The organism is Streptomyces sp. NPDC090021, from assembly GCF_044748225.1.
GTDB lineage: Bacteria > Actinomycetota > Actinomycetes > Streptomycetales > Streptomycetaceae > Streptomyces.
In genome coordinates, this window is the sequence record NZ_JBIVFO010000051.1 from 33,965 (window position 1) to 48,786 (window position 14,822).

Genomic DNA, 14,822 nt, shown 5'->3' on the forward strand with positions numbered 1-14,822 from the left:
CAGGAGGACCCATGGGCCACGCCCATGTCTACGCCCACGAGATCATGCACCGCGGCCGGGTGCCCATGGAGCCCGCCGACTTCGTCCCCGACTGGGCCGACCGCCCCCGAAAGGCCAAGTTCCACCCGGACGCCGAGACACTGCCGCTGCCCGCGCCGCTCCCGCCGGCCACCCCGCCGCAGGCCGCACCCGGATTCACCCTGCCGCTGCTGTCCGGGATGCTGGGGGACTCGTACGGGCTCACCGGCCGGCGGCTCGCGGTCCAGGCCAACACCGACCTGGCCGCCCTGCCGCACTACACCCACGCCAACTGGTCGCGCGGCACCGCCTCGGGCGGCGGCCTCTACCCGGTGGCCGTCCACTGGGCGGCCGGCCCGGGCGGACCGCTGACACCCGGCCTCTACCACTACGCGCCGCACCGGCACGGGCTGCGCCGGCTGCTGGCGGGCGACGTCACGGGCGACGTCCGGGAGGCCCTCGGCCCGGGGGCGGGTCCCGCCGGGCAGGCCACGCAGTACCTCGTCCTCAGCGTCAAGTACTGGCAGAACGCCTTCAAGTACAACAGCTTCTCCTTCCACGCAGTCAGCATGGACGTCGGAGCGCTCGTGCAGACCTGGCGGCTGTGGGCGGCGCAGTACGGGCTGCGCATCGACCCGGTGCTGTGGTTCGACGAGGAACACCTGGCCCGGCTGCTGGGCGTGCAGCCCGAGGAGGAGGGCGTCTTCGCCGTCGTCCCCCTGACCTGGCAGGGCGTGCGGGAGGCCGGGCACGGTGGGGCGACCGGCGCCACCACCCGCCACCGGGATCTCGAACGCTCGCGCCGCGTCCTGGAGTTCGAGACGCTGCGGCGCATCCACGGGGCCACCGCGGGCCGCGCCGCCGACCGCCCGGCGCCGGGAGCGCTGGACGCGGCGGCCGCCTTCCCGCCCCGCGGCACGGATCCGCTGCCCCTGCCCGTTCCCCCCGCGCCGCCGGTCACCGTCACCCGGGCCCTGCGCGAGCGCCGCAGCAGCTTCGGCCGCTTCGACGCCTCCCGCCCGGTCGCGGCCGGACAGCTCGCCGCCCTGCTGGCCGACTGCGCGGCCACCCGGTACGGAACGGAGGCCGAGCCCCCCGGCGGTCCCGCCCTCACCTCGCTGTACGCCTTCGTCAACCACGTCGAGGGCATCGCCCCCGGCACGTACGCCTACGACCGGGCCGCGCACACCCTGCGCCCGGTCAGGCCGGGACCGCCCGGCCCCTTCCTGCAGCGCACCTACTTCCTGTCCAACTACAACCTCGAACAGGCCGGTGCGGTGCTCGTCCCGACGGTCCGCACCACCGCCGTGCTGGACGGCGTCGGCGACCGTGGCTACCGGCTCGTGGGCGGCGCCGTCGGAGCCGTCGCGCAGACCTTCTACACCACGGCCGCGGCCCACGGCCTGGGCGCCGGCGTGGCCCTCGGCTTCGACAACATCTCCTACATCGAGGAGCTGGGACTGACCGGCACCGACGAGGCACCCCTGCTGATCATGCTCGCGGGCCACGAGCGTCCGCACCCGGCCGACTTCCGCCACGAGATCGCCTGAAGGGGGACGGGAAATGAACACCACCGACTGGCACGTGGGCGACCGGTTCATGCTGCGCGTCGCAGGACTCGCCCTGTCCGACGTCGAGGTGCTGCGCGCGGGCGGAACCCGCCGCTGGGCCGAGGACGTCCTCGCCGCCGAGACCGGCCTGCGCCAGGGCACCGAACGGCTGGGCGAGGTGCTCCACGCGGCCGTCGCGGCCACCGACCCGGCGCCCGACGGCCCGGGCGCCGCCCAGCGCCGCGCACTGCTGCGGCTGCGCCGCCAGATCCACAACGACCGGCTCCCGGCAAGGCCGGACGCCTCGACCGAGACCGCCGTCGAAGCCGTCGCCGCCATGGACGAGGCCGCCGCCGAGGACCTGGCCGGCTGGCTGCACCGGCGCCGCCTGCTGGACAAACTGCTGGCCGAGGGGCCGCCGCTGCTCACCGCCGACCTCGCCCGCAACCGGACCGCGCTGCGCGCCCTGGTCGCCGACGAGCGGCTGCGCCGCGGCCTGTTGCTGGCCTCGCCGGTGCTCGAAGGCCAGCTCGACGGATACGCCCGCGCCCAGGGCGTGCCCACCGGGCGGGCCCGCAAGGCCGAGCGGTCCGTCCTGTCGTACGTGTACCGCACGGCCTGCAAGACGAGCCCGTTCAGCACCCTCACCGCCGTGGCCACCGGGCGCTTCACGGACACCGCGGGCCAGGACGGACCGGACGGGATCCGGGTGGCCGACACGTGGAGCAGCCACGTCCGGCTCAACGTCGTGGTCCTCGCCCGGCTCGCCGAGCTGATCCTGGCCGACCCGGAGCGCCGCCGGGACCTGCCGCTGCGCCCTGCCTCCGGCTGGGGCCACGAGGACGACCGGATCCGGTATGTGCGCAGGTCGGTCACGGCCGGCGACGACGCCGCCGCCGTCACCTTCGACGCGGTCGAGGACCGGCTGTTCTTCCTGCGCCGCAGCGGCACCCTGGAACGGCTCCTCGGCCTGTTCGCCAAGCGTCCCGAGCTGCGCCACGGGGAACTGACGGACTGGCTCGCGGCCGAGCACGCAGCGGGCCCCGCGGAGTGCGAGGCGTACGTCTCCGCCCTCCTCCAGCTGGGCCTGGTGCGCGTACCCCTTCTCGACACCCACGTGCACGACGAGGACCCGCTGCGCTCCTTCCGGCAGGCACTGGCCTCGCTGGACCGTCCCTGGGCCCACCGGCTCGCCGCCCTGCTCGAAGCGCCCGCCGCCGCCCTGGCCGACTACCCGGCCGCGGGGCACGCGGAACGGGCCGGTCTGCTGCGGGCGCTGCGCAGCGGCCTGCACCGCGCCCAGGCGGAACTCGGCGCACCGGACGCGGCCCTGCCGCAAACCCTGCTCTACGAGGACGTGAGCGCCGGCCGCGAGCTGCCCTGCCCGCCGCGCGACTGGACCGCGCTGCGGGCCGTCGAGCGGATCCTGCCCGCCTTCGACCTCACGCTGGCCCAGCGGATCACCTTCGAGGGCTTCTTCACCGCCCGCTACGGGGCGGGGGGCCGGTGCGAGGACCTCCTGGGGCTGGTGCACGACTTCCACGAGGACTTCTTCGACCAGTACCTGTCGTTCACCGCCCGGCGCAGGCCCTTCGACGAGCACGGCGAGTACGTTCCGGAGGAGAACTGGCTGGGCCTGCCGGGCATCCGCGCCCTGGACGCGGCGCGCCGCACGTTCGTCGGCCGGATGCGGCAGGCCTGGGCGGTGCACGAGGCCGAGCACGGCCGCGACGCCACGGCCGTACTGCGCCTCGACGAGGCGGACATCGCGGTGGTCGCGGACGAACTCGGCACGATCGCACCGCGGTTCGCCCCGCGCTGCCATCACCTGCAGTTCGGCGGCGATCCCGCCGACGGCACCCCGCTGACCGTGCTGAACCGCTCCTACGGCGGCCTGTCCTTCCCCTTCAGCCGCTTCACCCACGTCTACGACGGGACGGCCGCGGACCTCTCCGACGCCCTGCGGGCCACCGCGCAGTCGATCACCCCGCCCGGCGCGGTCCTCGCCGAGGTCACCGGCGGCCCCGTCACCACCAACCTCAACCTGCACGGACGGCTGACCGAGTACGAGATCGTCTGCCCGGGCGAGAGCGGCACCCACCCGCCGGAGCGCCGGCTGCACCTGGACGACCTGTACGCCGAGCACGTGCCGGACACCGGACGCGTGGTGCTGCGCTCGCGCCGCCTGGGCCGCGAGGTGGTCCCCGTCTACCTCGGCTATCTGGTGCCGCTCGCGCTGCCCGCGATCCCGCGCACGCTGCTGCTGCTGTCCCCGTCGTCGATGTCACCGCTCGACGTGTGGGCGGGCGTACCGCAGGGCGCGGCGCACGACAACGTGACCACCCGGCCCAGAGTGGTCCACGGCGACGTCGTGCTGAGCCGCCGCAGCTGGACCACCACCGCCGGCGACCTGCCCGTCCAAGGGGCCCAGGAGGCGGGGCACTTCCTGGACTGGCAGCGCTGGCGCCACGCCCACGGCCTGCCGGAGCAGGTGTTCGCGACCGTCTCGGCCGGACCGTCGGCCGCCGGAGCCAAGCCGAGCCACGTCGACTTCGCGAGCCTGCTGTCGCTCGCGGCCTTCGAGACGCTGCTGCGCGACCCGGCCCACCGGGTCGTCTTCCGCGAGATGCTCCCCGACCCCGGTGGCCTGCACGTCCACTCGGCACGCGGCGCGCACGTGGCCGAACTGGCCGTCGAGACCTTCACCACCCCCCGAGACACAGCAGACCAGGAAGGCGGCACGCGATGTCCGAGATGACCCCGTCCACCCCCGGCACCCGCGCCGACACCCGCGGTGCCTGGCAGGCCCTGCACATCTTCTACGCCGCCAACCCGCAGCCCCTGCTGGTGCAGTGCGTCCGGCCGCTGATCGCCGGACTCACCGCCGACGGCCTGCTCGCCGGCCACTTCTTCATCAACTACTGGCTGGAGGGCCCGCACGTCCGGCTCCGGCTGCGCCCCGCCACACCGGAGGCGGAGGCCGAGGTCCGGCGACGCTCCGAGGTGGCCGTGGCCGCCTTCCTGAGGGCCCGGCCGGCCCTCTACGAGGTCGACTCCGGATTCCTCAACGAGTTCTACAACGCCCTCTTCGACATCGAGTTCCCGGAGGGCGACCGGGCCGCCTTCACGGGGCCCGACGGCCGGATGAACCTTCGGCCGAACAACGCGTACTCCCGTGAACGTTACGAACCCGAGTACGGCAAGTACGGCGGCCCGGCCGGCGTCGAACTCGCCGAATGGCACTTCGCCCGCTCCAGCGATCTGGTCATCGACGCCCTGCACCGCATGAACCTGCACCTGCGCACCGTCCTGCTGGGCACCTCCGCCCAGCTGATGATGGTCATGGCGGGCGTCTTCCTGCCCGACCGGGAGGAACTCGCCGGATATCTCGACCGCTACTACGAGTTCTGGCACCGGGCCTTCCCCGGCACCGGGTTCATCGGATCCGAGGAGTACGACCGGACCTACGGGCAGACCGCGCCCGGGCTGGGCCGCCGATTCGCCGCCGTACGTGCCGCGCTCGCCTCGGGGGAGACCGGCCGGCTCCCCGCCTTCCTCGCCGGGTGGGCGGAGCACTGCCAGGAGCTGCGCGAGCGGGCCGAGGCCCTCGCCGTCGCCGGGGAACTCGTCTTCCGCTCCTGGGACGGCACCCGCGACGAACGGGTGACGGACCCCGCCGAGGCCCTGCCGCTGCTGCTCTCCCCGTACATGCACATGACCAACAACCGGCTGCACGTCACCATCCGGGACGAGGCCTACCTGGCCCACCTGCTCGGGCGGGTCCTGCGCGAGGACGGGGTCCCGGCCGGGGGAACGGCGGCCGCCACATGACCGGCCTCCTGGACCACCGGCCCGCGCTGCGGCCCGAGGTCCTGCTCTCCCCGCCGCTCCTGGACGGGCCCGCGACCGTGCACCTGGTCAAGGACCCGGTCTCCGGGGCCTCGTTCGAGATCGGCCCCAAGGAGCACTTCCTCGTCTCCCGGCTGGACGGCACCCGCAGCCTGGCGGAGATCGGCACCGAGTACGGACGCGTCTTCGGGCGACGGCTCGGCGAGGGCAACTGGCAGCACCTGCTGGCCCTCCTCGGCAGCCGCCGGCTGCTCGCCGGCGGCCCGGACCCGGACCCCGTCCCGGCCCCCGGGACCTCCGGCAGGCCGCTGCGGGGCACCCTCCTGCGCGGCACGCTGCGCCTGGTCGCGGACGCCGACGCCACCACGGCCCGGCTGCACCGCGCGCTGCGACCGCTCCTGCACCCGGCGGTGCTCGGCGCACTGCTGCTCGGCTGCCTCGCCATGGAGACCGTGCTCGCCCTGTCCCTGGGTGAACTCGGCGCCGCCTTCGTCTGGTTGCTGCGCCATCCGGCGCCGCTGCTCGCCGTGGCCACCCTCATGTGGCTGAGCACGGCCCTGCACGAGTTCGCACACGGCATCGCCGCCCGCCACGTCGGCGGGACCGTCGGCGAGATCGGACTGCGCTGGCGGCTGCCCGTCGCCATCATGTACTGCACCGTCGACAACTACCGCTTCCTGGAACGGCGTCGGCACCAGCTGGCGGTCGCCGCCGCCGGAGCCTTCGCCAACCTGCTGTTCCTGCTGCCGTTCTGGCTCTGGTGGGCGGCGCTGCCCGCGGGCGACGACCCCACCCGGCGGACCCTCGCCGCACTGCTGCTCATCGGCAGTGCCCAGGCACTCGTCAACCTGATCCCGCTGCCCCCGCTGGACGGCTACACGATGCTCGGCCACGGCCTGCGCGTTACCCGGCTGGCACCCGCCAGTTCGGGGTACCTCCGACTACGGATGCGCGACCGGACCGCCGCCGCCGCATACCCGCCGCGCGCCAGAAGGCTCTACCTCGGATACGCCGTCGGCTCCACCGCGCTGGTCCTGCTGCTGGCGGCCGGCCTCACCGGAGCGGTCTGGTACGCCGCCACCACCTGAACCCACGACACCCCGAACCACGAGACCCCGAACATCCCGTACGACAGACACAGAGGGACGCACCACCCATGACGACAGACAGCACCCAGCCGCCCGACTCCCCGGCCATCGCCGTCCGGGACGTCCACAAACGCTACGGCGACCGCCGGGCGGTGGACGGGGTCTCCCTCGACGTGATCCGCGGTGAGTTCTTCGGGCTCCTCGGCCCCAACGGAGCCGGCAAGACCACCCTCATCGAGATCATGGAGGGCCTGCGCCAGGCCGACGACGGCACGGTCACCGTCCTCGGCCAGAGCCCCTGGCCCCGCAACACCGCCCTGCTGCCCCGGATGGGCGTCCAGACCCAGGCCTCGGCCTTCTTCGTACGCCAGAGCGCGCGCGAGCACCTCGCCACCGTCGCCGGCCTCTACCGCCGGGACCCGGCGGCCGCGGACCGCACCCTGGAGAGCGTCGGACTCACCGGACAGCGCGACGTCATGGTGGAGAACCTCTCCGGCGGCCAGCGCCAGCGCCTGGCCATCGCCTCCGCACTCGTCCACGAACCGGAGCTGATCTTCCTGGACGAGCCGACGGCCGCCCTGGACCCACAGGCCCGGCGCGACCTGTGGGAGGTGCTGCGCGCCCTGAAGGACCAGGGCCGCACCATCGTCTACACCACCCACCACCTCGACGAGGCCGAGGCGTTGTGCGACCGGGTCGCCATCCTCGTCGGAGGCCGGATCGCCGCACTCGACTCGCCCCACCGGCTGGTCACGGCGGCCGGCGCGCCCTCGCGCCTGCTGCTGCCCGCCGGCCGGCTCGCCGTCGAGGAGGCCGCGGCGCTCCCCGGCGTGGACCGTGCCGTCCTCCAGGGCGGCTCGCTCGTCCTGGAGACCGCGACACCCGGCAAGGTGCTCCAGGCCGTCGACACCCTCACCGGACTGGACGGGGTGATGACCCGCACGGCGACGCTGGAGGACGTCTACCTCGAACTCACCGGCGCCGCACACCCCGGCCCCCAGGCCGACCCCCACACGCAGACGGAGCACCAGGCATGAGCGCATACACGGCCCTGACCGGCGCCGGCTACCGGGCGCAGGTCCGGGACAAGGCCACCCTCTTCTTCACCTTCGCCTTCCCGCTGCTCTTCCTGGTCGTCTTCGGCCTGATCTTCAGCGGGCAGGACGTCGAGGAGACCGGCCGCCCCTACATCTCGTACATCGCGCCCGGGGTGATGTCCTGGGGCGTCGCCAACGCGGCCGTCTTCGGCATCGCCTTCACCCTGATGCAGTGGCGGCGCGACGACCTGCTCCGCCTGATCCGGCTGACACCGACCCCGCTGACGACCGTACTCGCCTCGCGCTACGTCCTGGCCCTGGTCGTGGGCGTGGCACAGGCGGCCGTGTTCGTCGCGGTGGCCATGCTCCCCGGCTTCGGGCTGACCCTGGACGGACGCTGGCCGCTGGTGCTGCCCGCTCTGGTGCTCGGCATCACCGCCTTCCTCGCCATAGGCGTCATCGTCGGCACCTACGCCAACACCCCGGAGGCCGTCGCCGCCATCGCCAACTGCCTGATGGTCCCGATGGCCTTCCTGTCCGGCTCGTTCCTGCCGCTCGATATGATGCCGTCCTGGCTGCAGTCGGTCTCCCTCGTCCTGCCGCTGCGCTACCTCAACGACGCCGCCACCGGCGCGCTCACCGGCGCCGGGACCCTCGCCGACATCGGCACCGGCTGCGCGGTACTCCTCGGCTTCGCCCTGCTCTTCGGCGCCATCGGGCTGAGGACCTTCCGCTGGAGCAACCGGACATGACCACGCCCCCGCCACCTCCGCCCGCACCGGACGGGACGCCCCTGGAAGCCGCCCGGCGGAACCTCGCGGCAGCGCTGGAGCCGCTCGGCGCCGTCGTGGTGACCCTGGGCGTCCACGACGCCCTGGGACCGCGCACCGCCGACCCGTTCGCCGCGGTCCGCCCCCGGGCCACCGTCCACCTCACCGCCCGGGAGGTGCTGGTCGGCCCGTGGGGCGGCGACGGCAGCGCACCGGCGTGCGGCCAGTGCCTGGCCATGCGCCGCCAGCGGCTGCGCAGCCGCAGCGAGCGCGACGCGCTGGAGACCGGCAACGGGCCCGGCACGCCCACCGGCCCCGAATGGCCGCGGCTCTCCCCGTACGCGCACGACGCGGTGTACGCGCTGCACGAGGCCGTCCACGGCGGCCGGGTCGCCGCACCCGCCGGGGCCGCGGCCGACCGCGCCCTGCCCCAGGTGTCCCGCCTGGACCTGGGGACGCTGCGGATCCGGACGTACCCGCTGCTGGCCGACCCGCTGTGCCCGGACTGCGGCCCGCGGGGCACCGACGCGCCGCGGCCCTTCACCCCGGCGTCCCGGCCCAGGCCCGGCCCCGGCGGACAGCGGCTGCGCGCCGCCTCCTCGTACCCGATGCCGTACGCGGCGCTGGCCAACCCGGTGACCGGGGCGCTGGGCGGCGGGACCTGGCTGAACGTCACCTCGCCGACCACCGCCCCGGTCGCGGGGAGCGTCTTCATGCGCGGGTACGCGGGCCTGACGGACGTCACGTGGAGCGGACAGGCCAACAGCTTCGCCGCCAGCCGCGACCTCGCCCACCTGGAAGGGCTGGAACGGTACGCCGGCACCCACCGCCGCACCGGGAACACCCTCCTCACCGCCTCCTACGCGGAACTCGGCGAGCGCGCGCTCGACCCGGCCGAGTGCGGGTTCTACGCACCGGAGACCTACCGCGACGACCCGCTGGTGTCCCCCTTCGACCCCGAGCGGCCGATCCCGTGGGTGTACGGGCACTCGCTGCGCGACGACCGTCCCGTCCTGGTCCCGGCCCGGCTGGTGCACTACAGCGCCGGTGTCGCCGCCGACAACTTCGTCTTCGAGTGCTCCAACGGCTGCGCCATCGGCAGCTGCCCGGAGGAGGCGCTGCTCGGCGCCCTGCTCGAACTCGTCGAGCGGGACGCGTTCCTCCTCGCCTGGTACGGCGGCCTGCCGCTGACCGAGATCGACCTGGCGAGCGTACCGGGGAGCGCGGTGCGCACGATGGCCGACCGGGCGGCGCTCCAGGGCTACGACGTGCACGCCTTCGACAACCGAGTCGACCTGGCGGTCCCGGTCGTCACCGGGCTCGCGGTGCGGCGCGACGGCGGCCCCGGACTGTTCTCCTTCGGCGCAGGCGCCGCACTCGACCCGGCGACGGCGGTGGAGGCCGCGCTGTCGGAGGTGCTCACCTACATCCCGCACCTGCCGCGCCAGGTCGAGGAACGACGCGGCGAACTGGAGGCGATGGCCGCCGACTTCGCCAGGGTGCTGCACCTGAAGGACCACGCCCAGCTGTACGGGCTGCCGGTGATGGCGGAGCACGTACGGACCTACCGGGAGCCGGTCGCCGTCCGTGCGATGGACGAGATCTACCGGTCCTGGACGGACCACGGACGGCCCCGCACCGGCGACCTCCGCGACGATCTGCTGTACGTGGTGAGGGAGTTGACGGGTGCCGGGCACGACGTCATCGTCGTCGACCAGACCACCCCGGAACAGCGGCGGATCGGTCTGCACACGGTCTGCGCGGTGGTGCCCGGTCTGCTGCCGATCGACTTCGGCTGGTCCCGGCAGCGCGCCCCGTACCTGCCGCGCCTGCGCACCGCGCCCCGGCGGGCGGGACTGCGGACGGCCGACCTCACCGACGCCGAAGTCCGCCTGGTCCCGCACCCGTTCCCGTAGGCACGTGCCCGACGGGCGGATGCCCAGGTCCCCGCGGCTGCGGGGACCTGGGCATCCGTCTGTCCGCGGCCCGACGGGTCAGGCGGAGCAGGAGGTGGTGCTGGTGGTGGAGGAGCAGGTCGAGGTGGAGCTGCAGCTCGTGGAACCGGCGAGCACGACCTCGCTGGCGTCCGAGTAGTCGGAGATCTCGAAGGTCTCGGACTCCAGCTCCAGGATCTCGTCCGCGAGCGAGGCGAGGGGCGACTTCTCCATGGTGACTCCTTCTGGTGAGGGGACCGCACCGGGCCGTGCCCGGTGCCTGCACCCATCAGAGCCGGTGCCGCCGTCAACGGACCCGTCGCAGTGCTGACACTCCTCTGACACCGGATGTCAGCGCCCTGCCGTGCCCGCCGCGGTCCCATGGGCCGATCATGGCCCCATGACCGGCCACGCCCCCGTACCGCTCGCCGGGCTCGACGAGCACCTGCGCGACCTGACGGCCTTCTACCTGGAACTGCACCGTGACCCGGAGCTGTCGGGAGCGGAACGGCGCACGGCCGGCCGCTTCGCCGGACGGCTGGAGTCGGCGGGGTACGCGACCGTGCGCGGCATCGGCGGACACGGTGTGGCGGGCGTGCTGCGCAACGGGGACGGGCCGACGGTCCTGCTGCGGGCCGAACTCGACGCCCTGCCGGTACGGGAGACGACCGGGCTGCCGTACGCGGCCGACGGGGAGGCTGCGCACGCCTGCGGGCACGATCTGCACCTGGCCGCGGCGGCGGGCGCGGCCGAACTGCTCGCGCGGACGCCGCACGCCTGGCGCGGCACCCTCGTGGTGGCCGGGCAGCCCGCCGAGGAGACGCTGGAGGGGGCCAGGGCGATGCTGGCCGACGGTCTCTACCGGCGGTGCGGCCGGCCCGACGACGTCCTGGCCCAGCACGCGGCGCCGCTGCCCGCGGGGATGGTGGCGCACGGGTACGGGCCCATGACGGCGGGCAGCCTCACCCTCCGGGTGGTGGTGCACGGCCGGGGCGGGCACGCGGGCGCCCCGCACCTCGCGGTGGACCCGGTGGTGACCGCGGCACACGTGGTGACCAGGCTCCAGACGGTGGTGGCACGGGAGGCCGCCCCGGCCGACCAGGTGGCGGTGACCGTCGGTTCCTTCCGGGCGGGGGAGCGGGCGAACGTCATCCCGGACCGCGCCGAACTGGCCCTGACGATACGGGCGGTGAGCGAGGCCTCGCTGGCCCGGGCCGCCGCGGCCGTGGAGCGGATCGTGCGCGCCGAGTGCGCCGCCGCGGCCTGCCCCCGCGATCCGGAAGTCGTCCGGCTGTCGGGGTCCCCCGTCACGCACCCGGATCCGGCACTGACGTCCGCCGTACGGGAGGCGCACACGGCCGAGTTCGGGGCGGAGCGGGTGGCGATGTGGCCGCCCTCGCTCGCGACGGAGGACTTCGCGCTCTTCGGTGACGCGGGCGCGGACGTGCACGGCGAGCGGGGCATCCGGCTCGGCTACTGGATGGTGGGCACGGTCGGCCCGGCCGCCTGGTCCCGTGCGCCCGGCTCGACGGCGGCGCAGAAGCTGGCCGCCCTCCCCGCCAACCACGCCCCGGACTTCGCCCCGGACGTCCGCACCGCCCTGCCGTCCGCCGTCCGCGCCCTGACCGCCGCGGCCCTGACCCGCCTGACCCGCCCCTGACCCGCTCCGGTCGTCGGCGGACGAGGCCCGGGCGCGGGCGCGGGCGGGCGGGCGCGGGCGGTCAGCGGCCGGCCCGGGTGCCCGCCGCGTGCTCCGCGGCGCCGTTCCCGGACCGGATCGGGTCCAGCCTCATCGTGTTCTCGTTGTCGACGCGCGACTGCGGCTGCGCAACCGCCCCGGGCGTGTACACGGCAACCACCGCGCCCTGCGGGTCGACCACCGCGATAGCACCGGGCACGGCCGTGTGCTCGTCACCGGAGTAGTCGTATCCCCAGGAGATCAGGCCGCCCGAGGTGGGGTGGAAGCGGAACGGGTAGGCGTCCGAGCCGCGTCGCCACGACTGGCCGAACGACTCGTGGATCTTCCGCATCCGTTCCAGCAGCGGGCTGGATCCCAGGGGGTGGAAGACCACCAGCTCGCCGCAGATCGCGCCGGTGCCATAGGAGTCAAGGAACGCCTTGAAGTCGTCCGGTAGCGCCGAGCCGAGATGGCTCTCGACCTCGGCCCAGTCGTCCGGAGAGGACACTCGGGCCGGTGGCAGGCCAAACAGTCGCACCAGGTCGTCCAGCCCCGCCATCCTCCCCACCTGCTTGATCGTCCGTTGTCGGCGGCAAACCTGGTCGGACTCAGCTGCGGGGATCAAGGGGCAGCGGGCCGGCAGCCACCGGACGTGAACTGCTGCCGCGGGTCGCCGGACCCGTCACACGGCTCCCGGGCCGAAGCGGTGCCGGTAGACGGACGGCGAGAGCCCGGTCTCGCGGCGTAACAGGACGCGGAGGTTGGCCGGAGTGCCGAGGCCGCTGTGGCGCGCGACCAGCTCGATGCGGGACTCGCCGCGCTCCAACAGCCGGCGTGCCAGGGTGACGCGTTCCCCGGTGAGCCAGGCGAGGGGAGTGGTGCCCAGCTGGGCTCGGAAGCGGCGGTGGAGCGTCGTGGTACTGACGGCCGCCCGCGCTGCGAGGTCGGACACCGTCAGCGGGGTGTCGAGCCGTTCCTGGGCCCAGGCCAGGACGGGAGCCAGGGACGCGTCGGGTACTTCGGGCACCGGGCGTTCCACGAACTGCCGCTGCCCGCCGTCGCGGTGGGCGGCGAAGACCAGACGCCGGCTGACGTCGTTGGCCGTCTCCGCACCGTGGTCCCGGCGGACGATGTGCAACCCGAGGTCGAGGGCAGCGGCGCTGCCTGCCGAGGTGAGGATGTCCCCGTCGTCCACGAACAGCACGTCGGGCTCGACGATGACGCCGGGGAAGCGGGACCGGAGCGCGTCCGCGCACTGCCAGTGCGTGGTGACACGGCGCCCTTCGACGACACCGGCCTCGGCGAGGGCGAACGCACCGCTGCAGAAGGAGACCAGCCGTGCGCCGCGCGCGTGGGCCCGGCTGATGGCGTCGAGCACCGCGGGCCGGCGCGGCGCGTGTACGTCGGGCCTGCTGAGGACGATCAGGGTGTCGGCCGCGTCGGCCGCCTCCAGGGTGGCGACCTCCGACAGCGCGAAGAAACGGTTGCGCATCGGGGTGTGGGTGTCGGGTGCGCAGAGGGTGAACTCGTACAGCAGCTTGCCGATTTCAGGTCGGGGCAGGCCGAAGAGCTCGATCGCACAGCCGAGTTCGAACGGGTTGGTGTTCTCGTCGACAAGTGCCGCGACCCGGTGTGGGGGTGCCGTCTTCACGGCTTGCAAGAATTCTTTCGGCATGTGCATGTTCTAGCACTCACGCCTGACGCCGCCGGCATCGGACGATGGGTTCCTGCCGAGCGGCGAACCGGGCCCGCGCTGTCGGGCGGGACGCGGGGAAGCGGCCTTGGACCCGGCTCCCGGCTCCCGGCTCCCGGCCCGTGGGCCCCGCCGTCCTCTGCTGCCATTCCGTTTTCCTTAGAAGGAGACCTTCCGTGCGTAGAACCCGACGTGCTGTCGTTGTGACAGGGCTCGTCACCGGCCTGTTCGCGTCCGTCGCCTCGCCGGCCTCCGCCGCCGGCGTGTACACGGTCAGCGCCAACACCGAGCAGGGCGCCTTTATCCTGCAGATGTGCGCGGAGTTCGAACAGCAGGGGACCGGTTGCACGGTCACGTGGGACACCTCCACGTACCAGACCTCGCACGCGGCCGAACGACCCGTCGGAGACACCGCCTTCAACTACAGCGCGCAGGTACTCACCCACTCCATGAGCTGGTCGGACACCGTGGGCAGCACGGACAGCCTGGCCGTGAGCACCAGTGCCAAGACCCAGCTGTGGAAGACCGTCGAGTTCGCGGTGACCTCCACCTACACCAAGACCTGGTCGCGCTCCAGCACGGTCACGCAGACCAACAGCCTTCCGGTGCCCGCCTGCAGCGTGGGCTGGCTCAGCCGCGCCGCCGAAATGGGTCATGCGACGGGGCAGTTCCGGCTCCAGTTCAGCAAGAGCCACACATTCAAGATCCACGGTAAGAAGTACCGGGCGTTCATCGTCACCGACGCCGACTTCACCGCGCCCACTGGGAACGGCGCCCTCATCGCCCGCTCGCGTCCCATGACCGACAAGGAGCGCGCTTCCTGCGCCGGCTGACGACGTTCACCGGCGCCCCGCCACGACGGCGTCAACAGCCCCCTGTTCCCTGAACCGGAGCACCCCACGCACGCAGAGTCCGGCCGGGCCCGTCCTCACCTCGGCCGGACTCTGGCACGTCGCACCGCGATCCGTGCCCTGCACGACGCCTGTCGCACACCAGGTGCCCACTCTGCCAAGCCGGGTACTGCCATACTCGGTTTCATGGGGATAGGGGGTGTCGCCGTACCAGCCCCAGTCCCAGCCCCAGCCCTGCGGGACGCGCCACAGCCGATTGAGCCGTGAGGTTGGACACCCTGCCGCGAGGGGGGACGTTCCGGCCCGGCCCCGCGCGTTCGCCAGGGTCCGGCAGTGGTCCTCTCGGTGCGGGAC

General features: G+C 73.7%; 12 protein-coding genes. 9 read left to right on the forward strand and 3 right to left on the reverse strand.

The window, feature by feature from the left end:
* The first annotated feature begins 11 nt into the window (after nucleotides 1-11).
* From ACIPXC_RS30965 to ACIPXC_RS30995, 7 genes are all read left to right on the forward strand, one after another.
* The gene (locus tag ACIPXC_RS30965; protein WP_401624670.1) at nucleotides 12-1,568 is read left to right on the forward strand and encodes a SagB family peptide dehydrogenase; all 1,557 of its coding nucleotides are present in this window, start codon (nucleotides 12-14) and stop codon (nucleotides 1,566-1,568) included.
* A gap of 13 nt (nucleotides 1,569-1,581) precedes the next feature.
* Nucleotides 1,582-4,326 carry a lantibiotic dehydratase gene (locus ACIPXC_RS30970; RefSeq protein WP_401624672.1) on the forward strand — a complete coding sequence of 915 codons (2,745 nt, stop codon included), beginning with the start codon at nucleotides 1,582-1,584 and terminating at the stop codon, nucleotides 4,324-4,326.
* A complete protein-coding gene (locus ACIPXC_RS30975; protein ID WP_401624692.1) occupies nucleotides 4,323-5,399 on the forward strand; it encodes a lantibiotic dehydratase C-terminal domain-containing protein in 1,077 nt (358 codons plus the stop codon). The genes ACIPXC_RS30970 and ACIPXC_RS30975 overlap by 4 nt, the downstream gene beginning before the upstream one ends.
* A complete protein-coding gene (locus ACIPXC_RS30980) occupies nucleotides 5,396-6,505 on the forward strand; it encodes a peptidase M50 (RefSeq protein ID WP_401624674.1) in 1,110 nt (369 codons plus the stop codon). The genes ACIPXC_RS30975 and ACIPXC_RS30980 overlap by 4 nt, the downstream gene beginning before the upstream one ends.
* Nucleotides 6,506-6,573: 68 nt before the next feature.
* Nucleotides 6,574-7,542: an ABC transporter ATP-binding protein gene (locus ACIPXC_RS30985; protein WP_401624676.1), complete on the forward strand. Its 969-nt coding sequence runs from the start codon at nucleotides 6,574-6,576 to the stop codon at nucleotides 7,540-7,542.
* Nucleotides 7,539-8,294 (forward strand): ABC transporter permease, encoded by a 756-nt coding sequence (locus ACIPXC_RS30990; RefSeq protein ID WP_401624678.1) that lies wholly within the window; start codon nucleotides 7,539-7,541, stop codon nucleotides 8,292-8,294. Before ACIPXC_RS30985 ends, ACIPXC_RS30990 begins: the two co-directional genes overlap by 4 nt.
* Complete coding sequence (locus ACIPXC_RS30995; protein WP_401624680.1) at nucleotides 8,291-10,228, forward strand: TOMM precursor leader peptide-binding protein; 1,938 nt, start codon at nucleotides 8,291-8,293, stop codon at nucleotides 10,226-10,228. The genes ACIPXC_RS30990 and ACIPXC_RS30995 overlap by 4 nt, the downstream gene beginning before the upstream one ends.
* Nucleotides 10,229-10,306: 78 nt before the next feature.
* On the opposite strand, the gene ACIPXC_RS31000 is transcribed toward ACIPXC_RS30995, so the two are convergent.
* Nucleotides 10,307-10,480, reverse strand: coding sequence for a thiazolylpeptide-type bacteriocin (locus ACIPXC_RS31000; protein ID WP_007268044.1), 174 nt, complete (start codon nucleotides 10,478-10,480; stop codon nucleotides 10,307-10,309).
* Nucleotides 10,481-10,646: 166 nt separating this feature from the next.
* Between ACIPXC_RS31000 and ACIPXC_RS31005 the strand changes: the two genes are divergently transcribed.
* Nucleotides 10,647-11,906, forward strand: coding sequence for an amidohydrolase (locus tag ACIPXC_RS31005; protein ID WP_401624682.1), 1,260 nt, complete (start codon nucleotides 10,647-10,649; stop codon nucleotides 11,904-11,906).
* Nucleotides 11,907-11,967: 61 nt separating this feature from the next.
* On the opposite strand, the gene ACIPXC_RS31010 is transcribed toward ACIPXC_RS31005, so the two are convergent.
* Entirely contained in the window at nucleotides 11,968-12,483 is a 516-nt protein-coding gene (locus tag ACIPXC_RS31010) for a hypothetical protein (RefSeq protein ID WP_401624684.1), read from the reverse strand.
* A 123-nt stretch (nucleotides 12,484-12,606) separates the two neighbouring features.
* Entirely contained in the window at nucleotides 12,607-13,599 is a 993-nt protein-coding gene (locus ACIPXC_RS31015; protein WP_401624686.1) for a helix-turn-helix domain-containing protein, read from the reverse strand.
* Between the two features lie 194 nt (nucleotides 13,600-13,793).
* Here ACIPXC_RS31015 and ACIPXC_RS31020 point away from each other — a divergent pair, with 194 nt between their 5' ends.
* Entirely contained in the window at nucleotides 13,794-14,450 is a 657-nt protein-coding gene (locus ACIPXC_RS31020) for a hypothetical protein (RefSeq protein ID WP_401624688.1), read from the forward strand.
* Nucleotides 14,451-14,822: the final 372 nt, after the last annotated feature.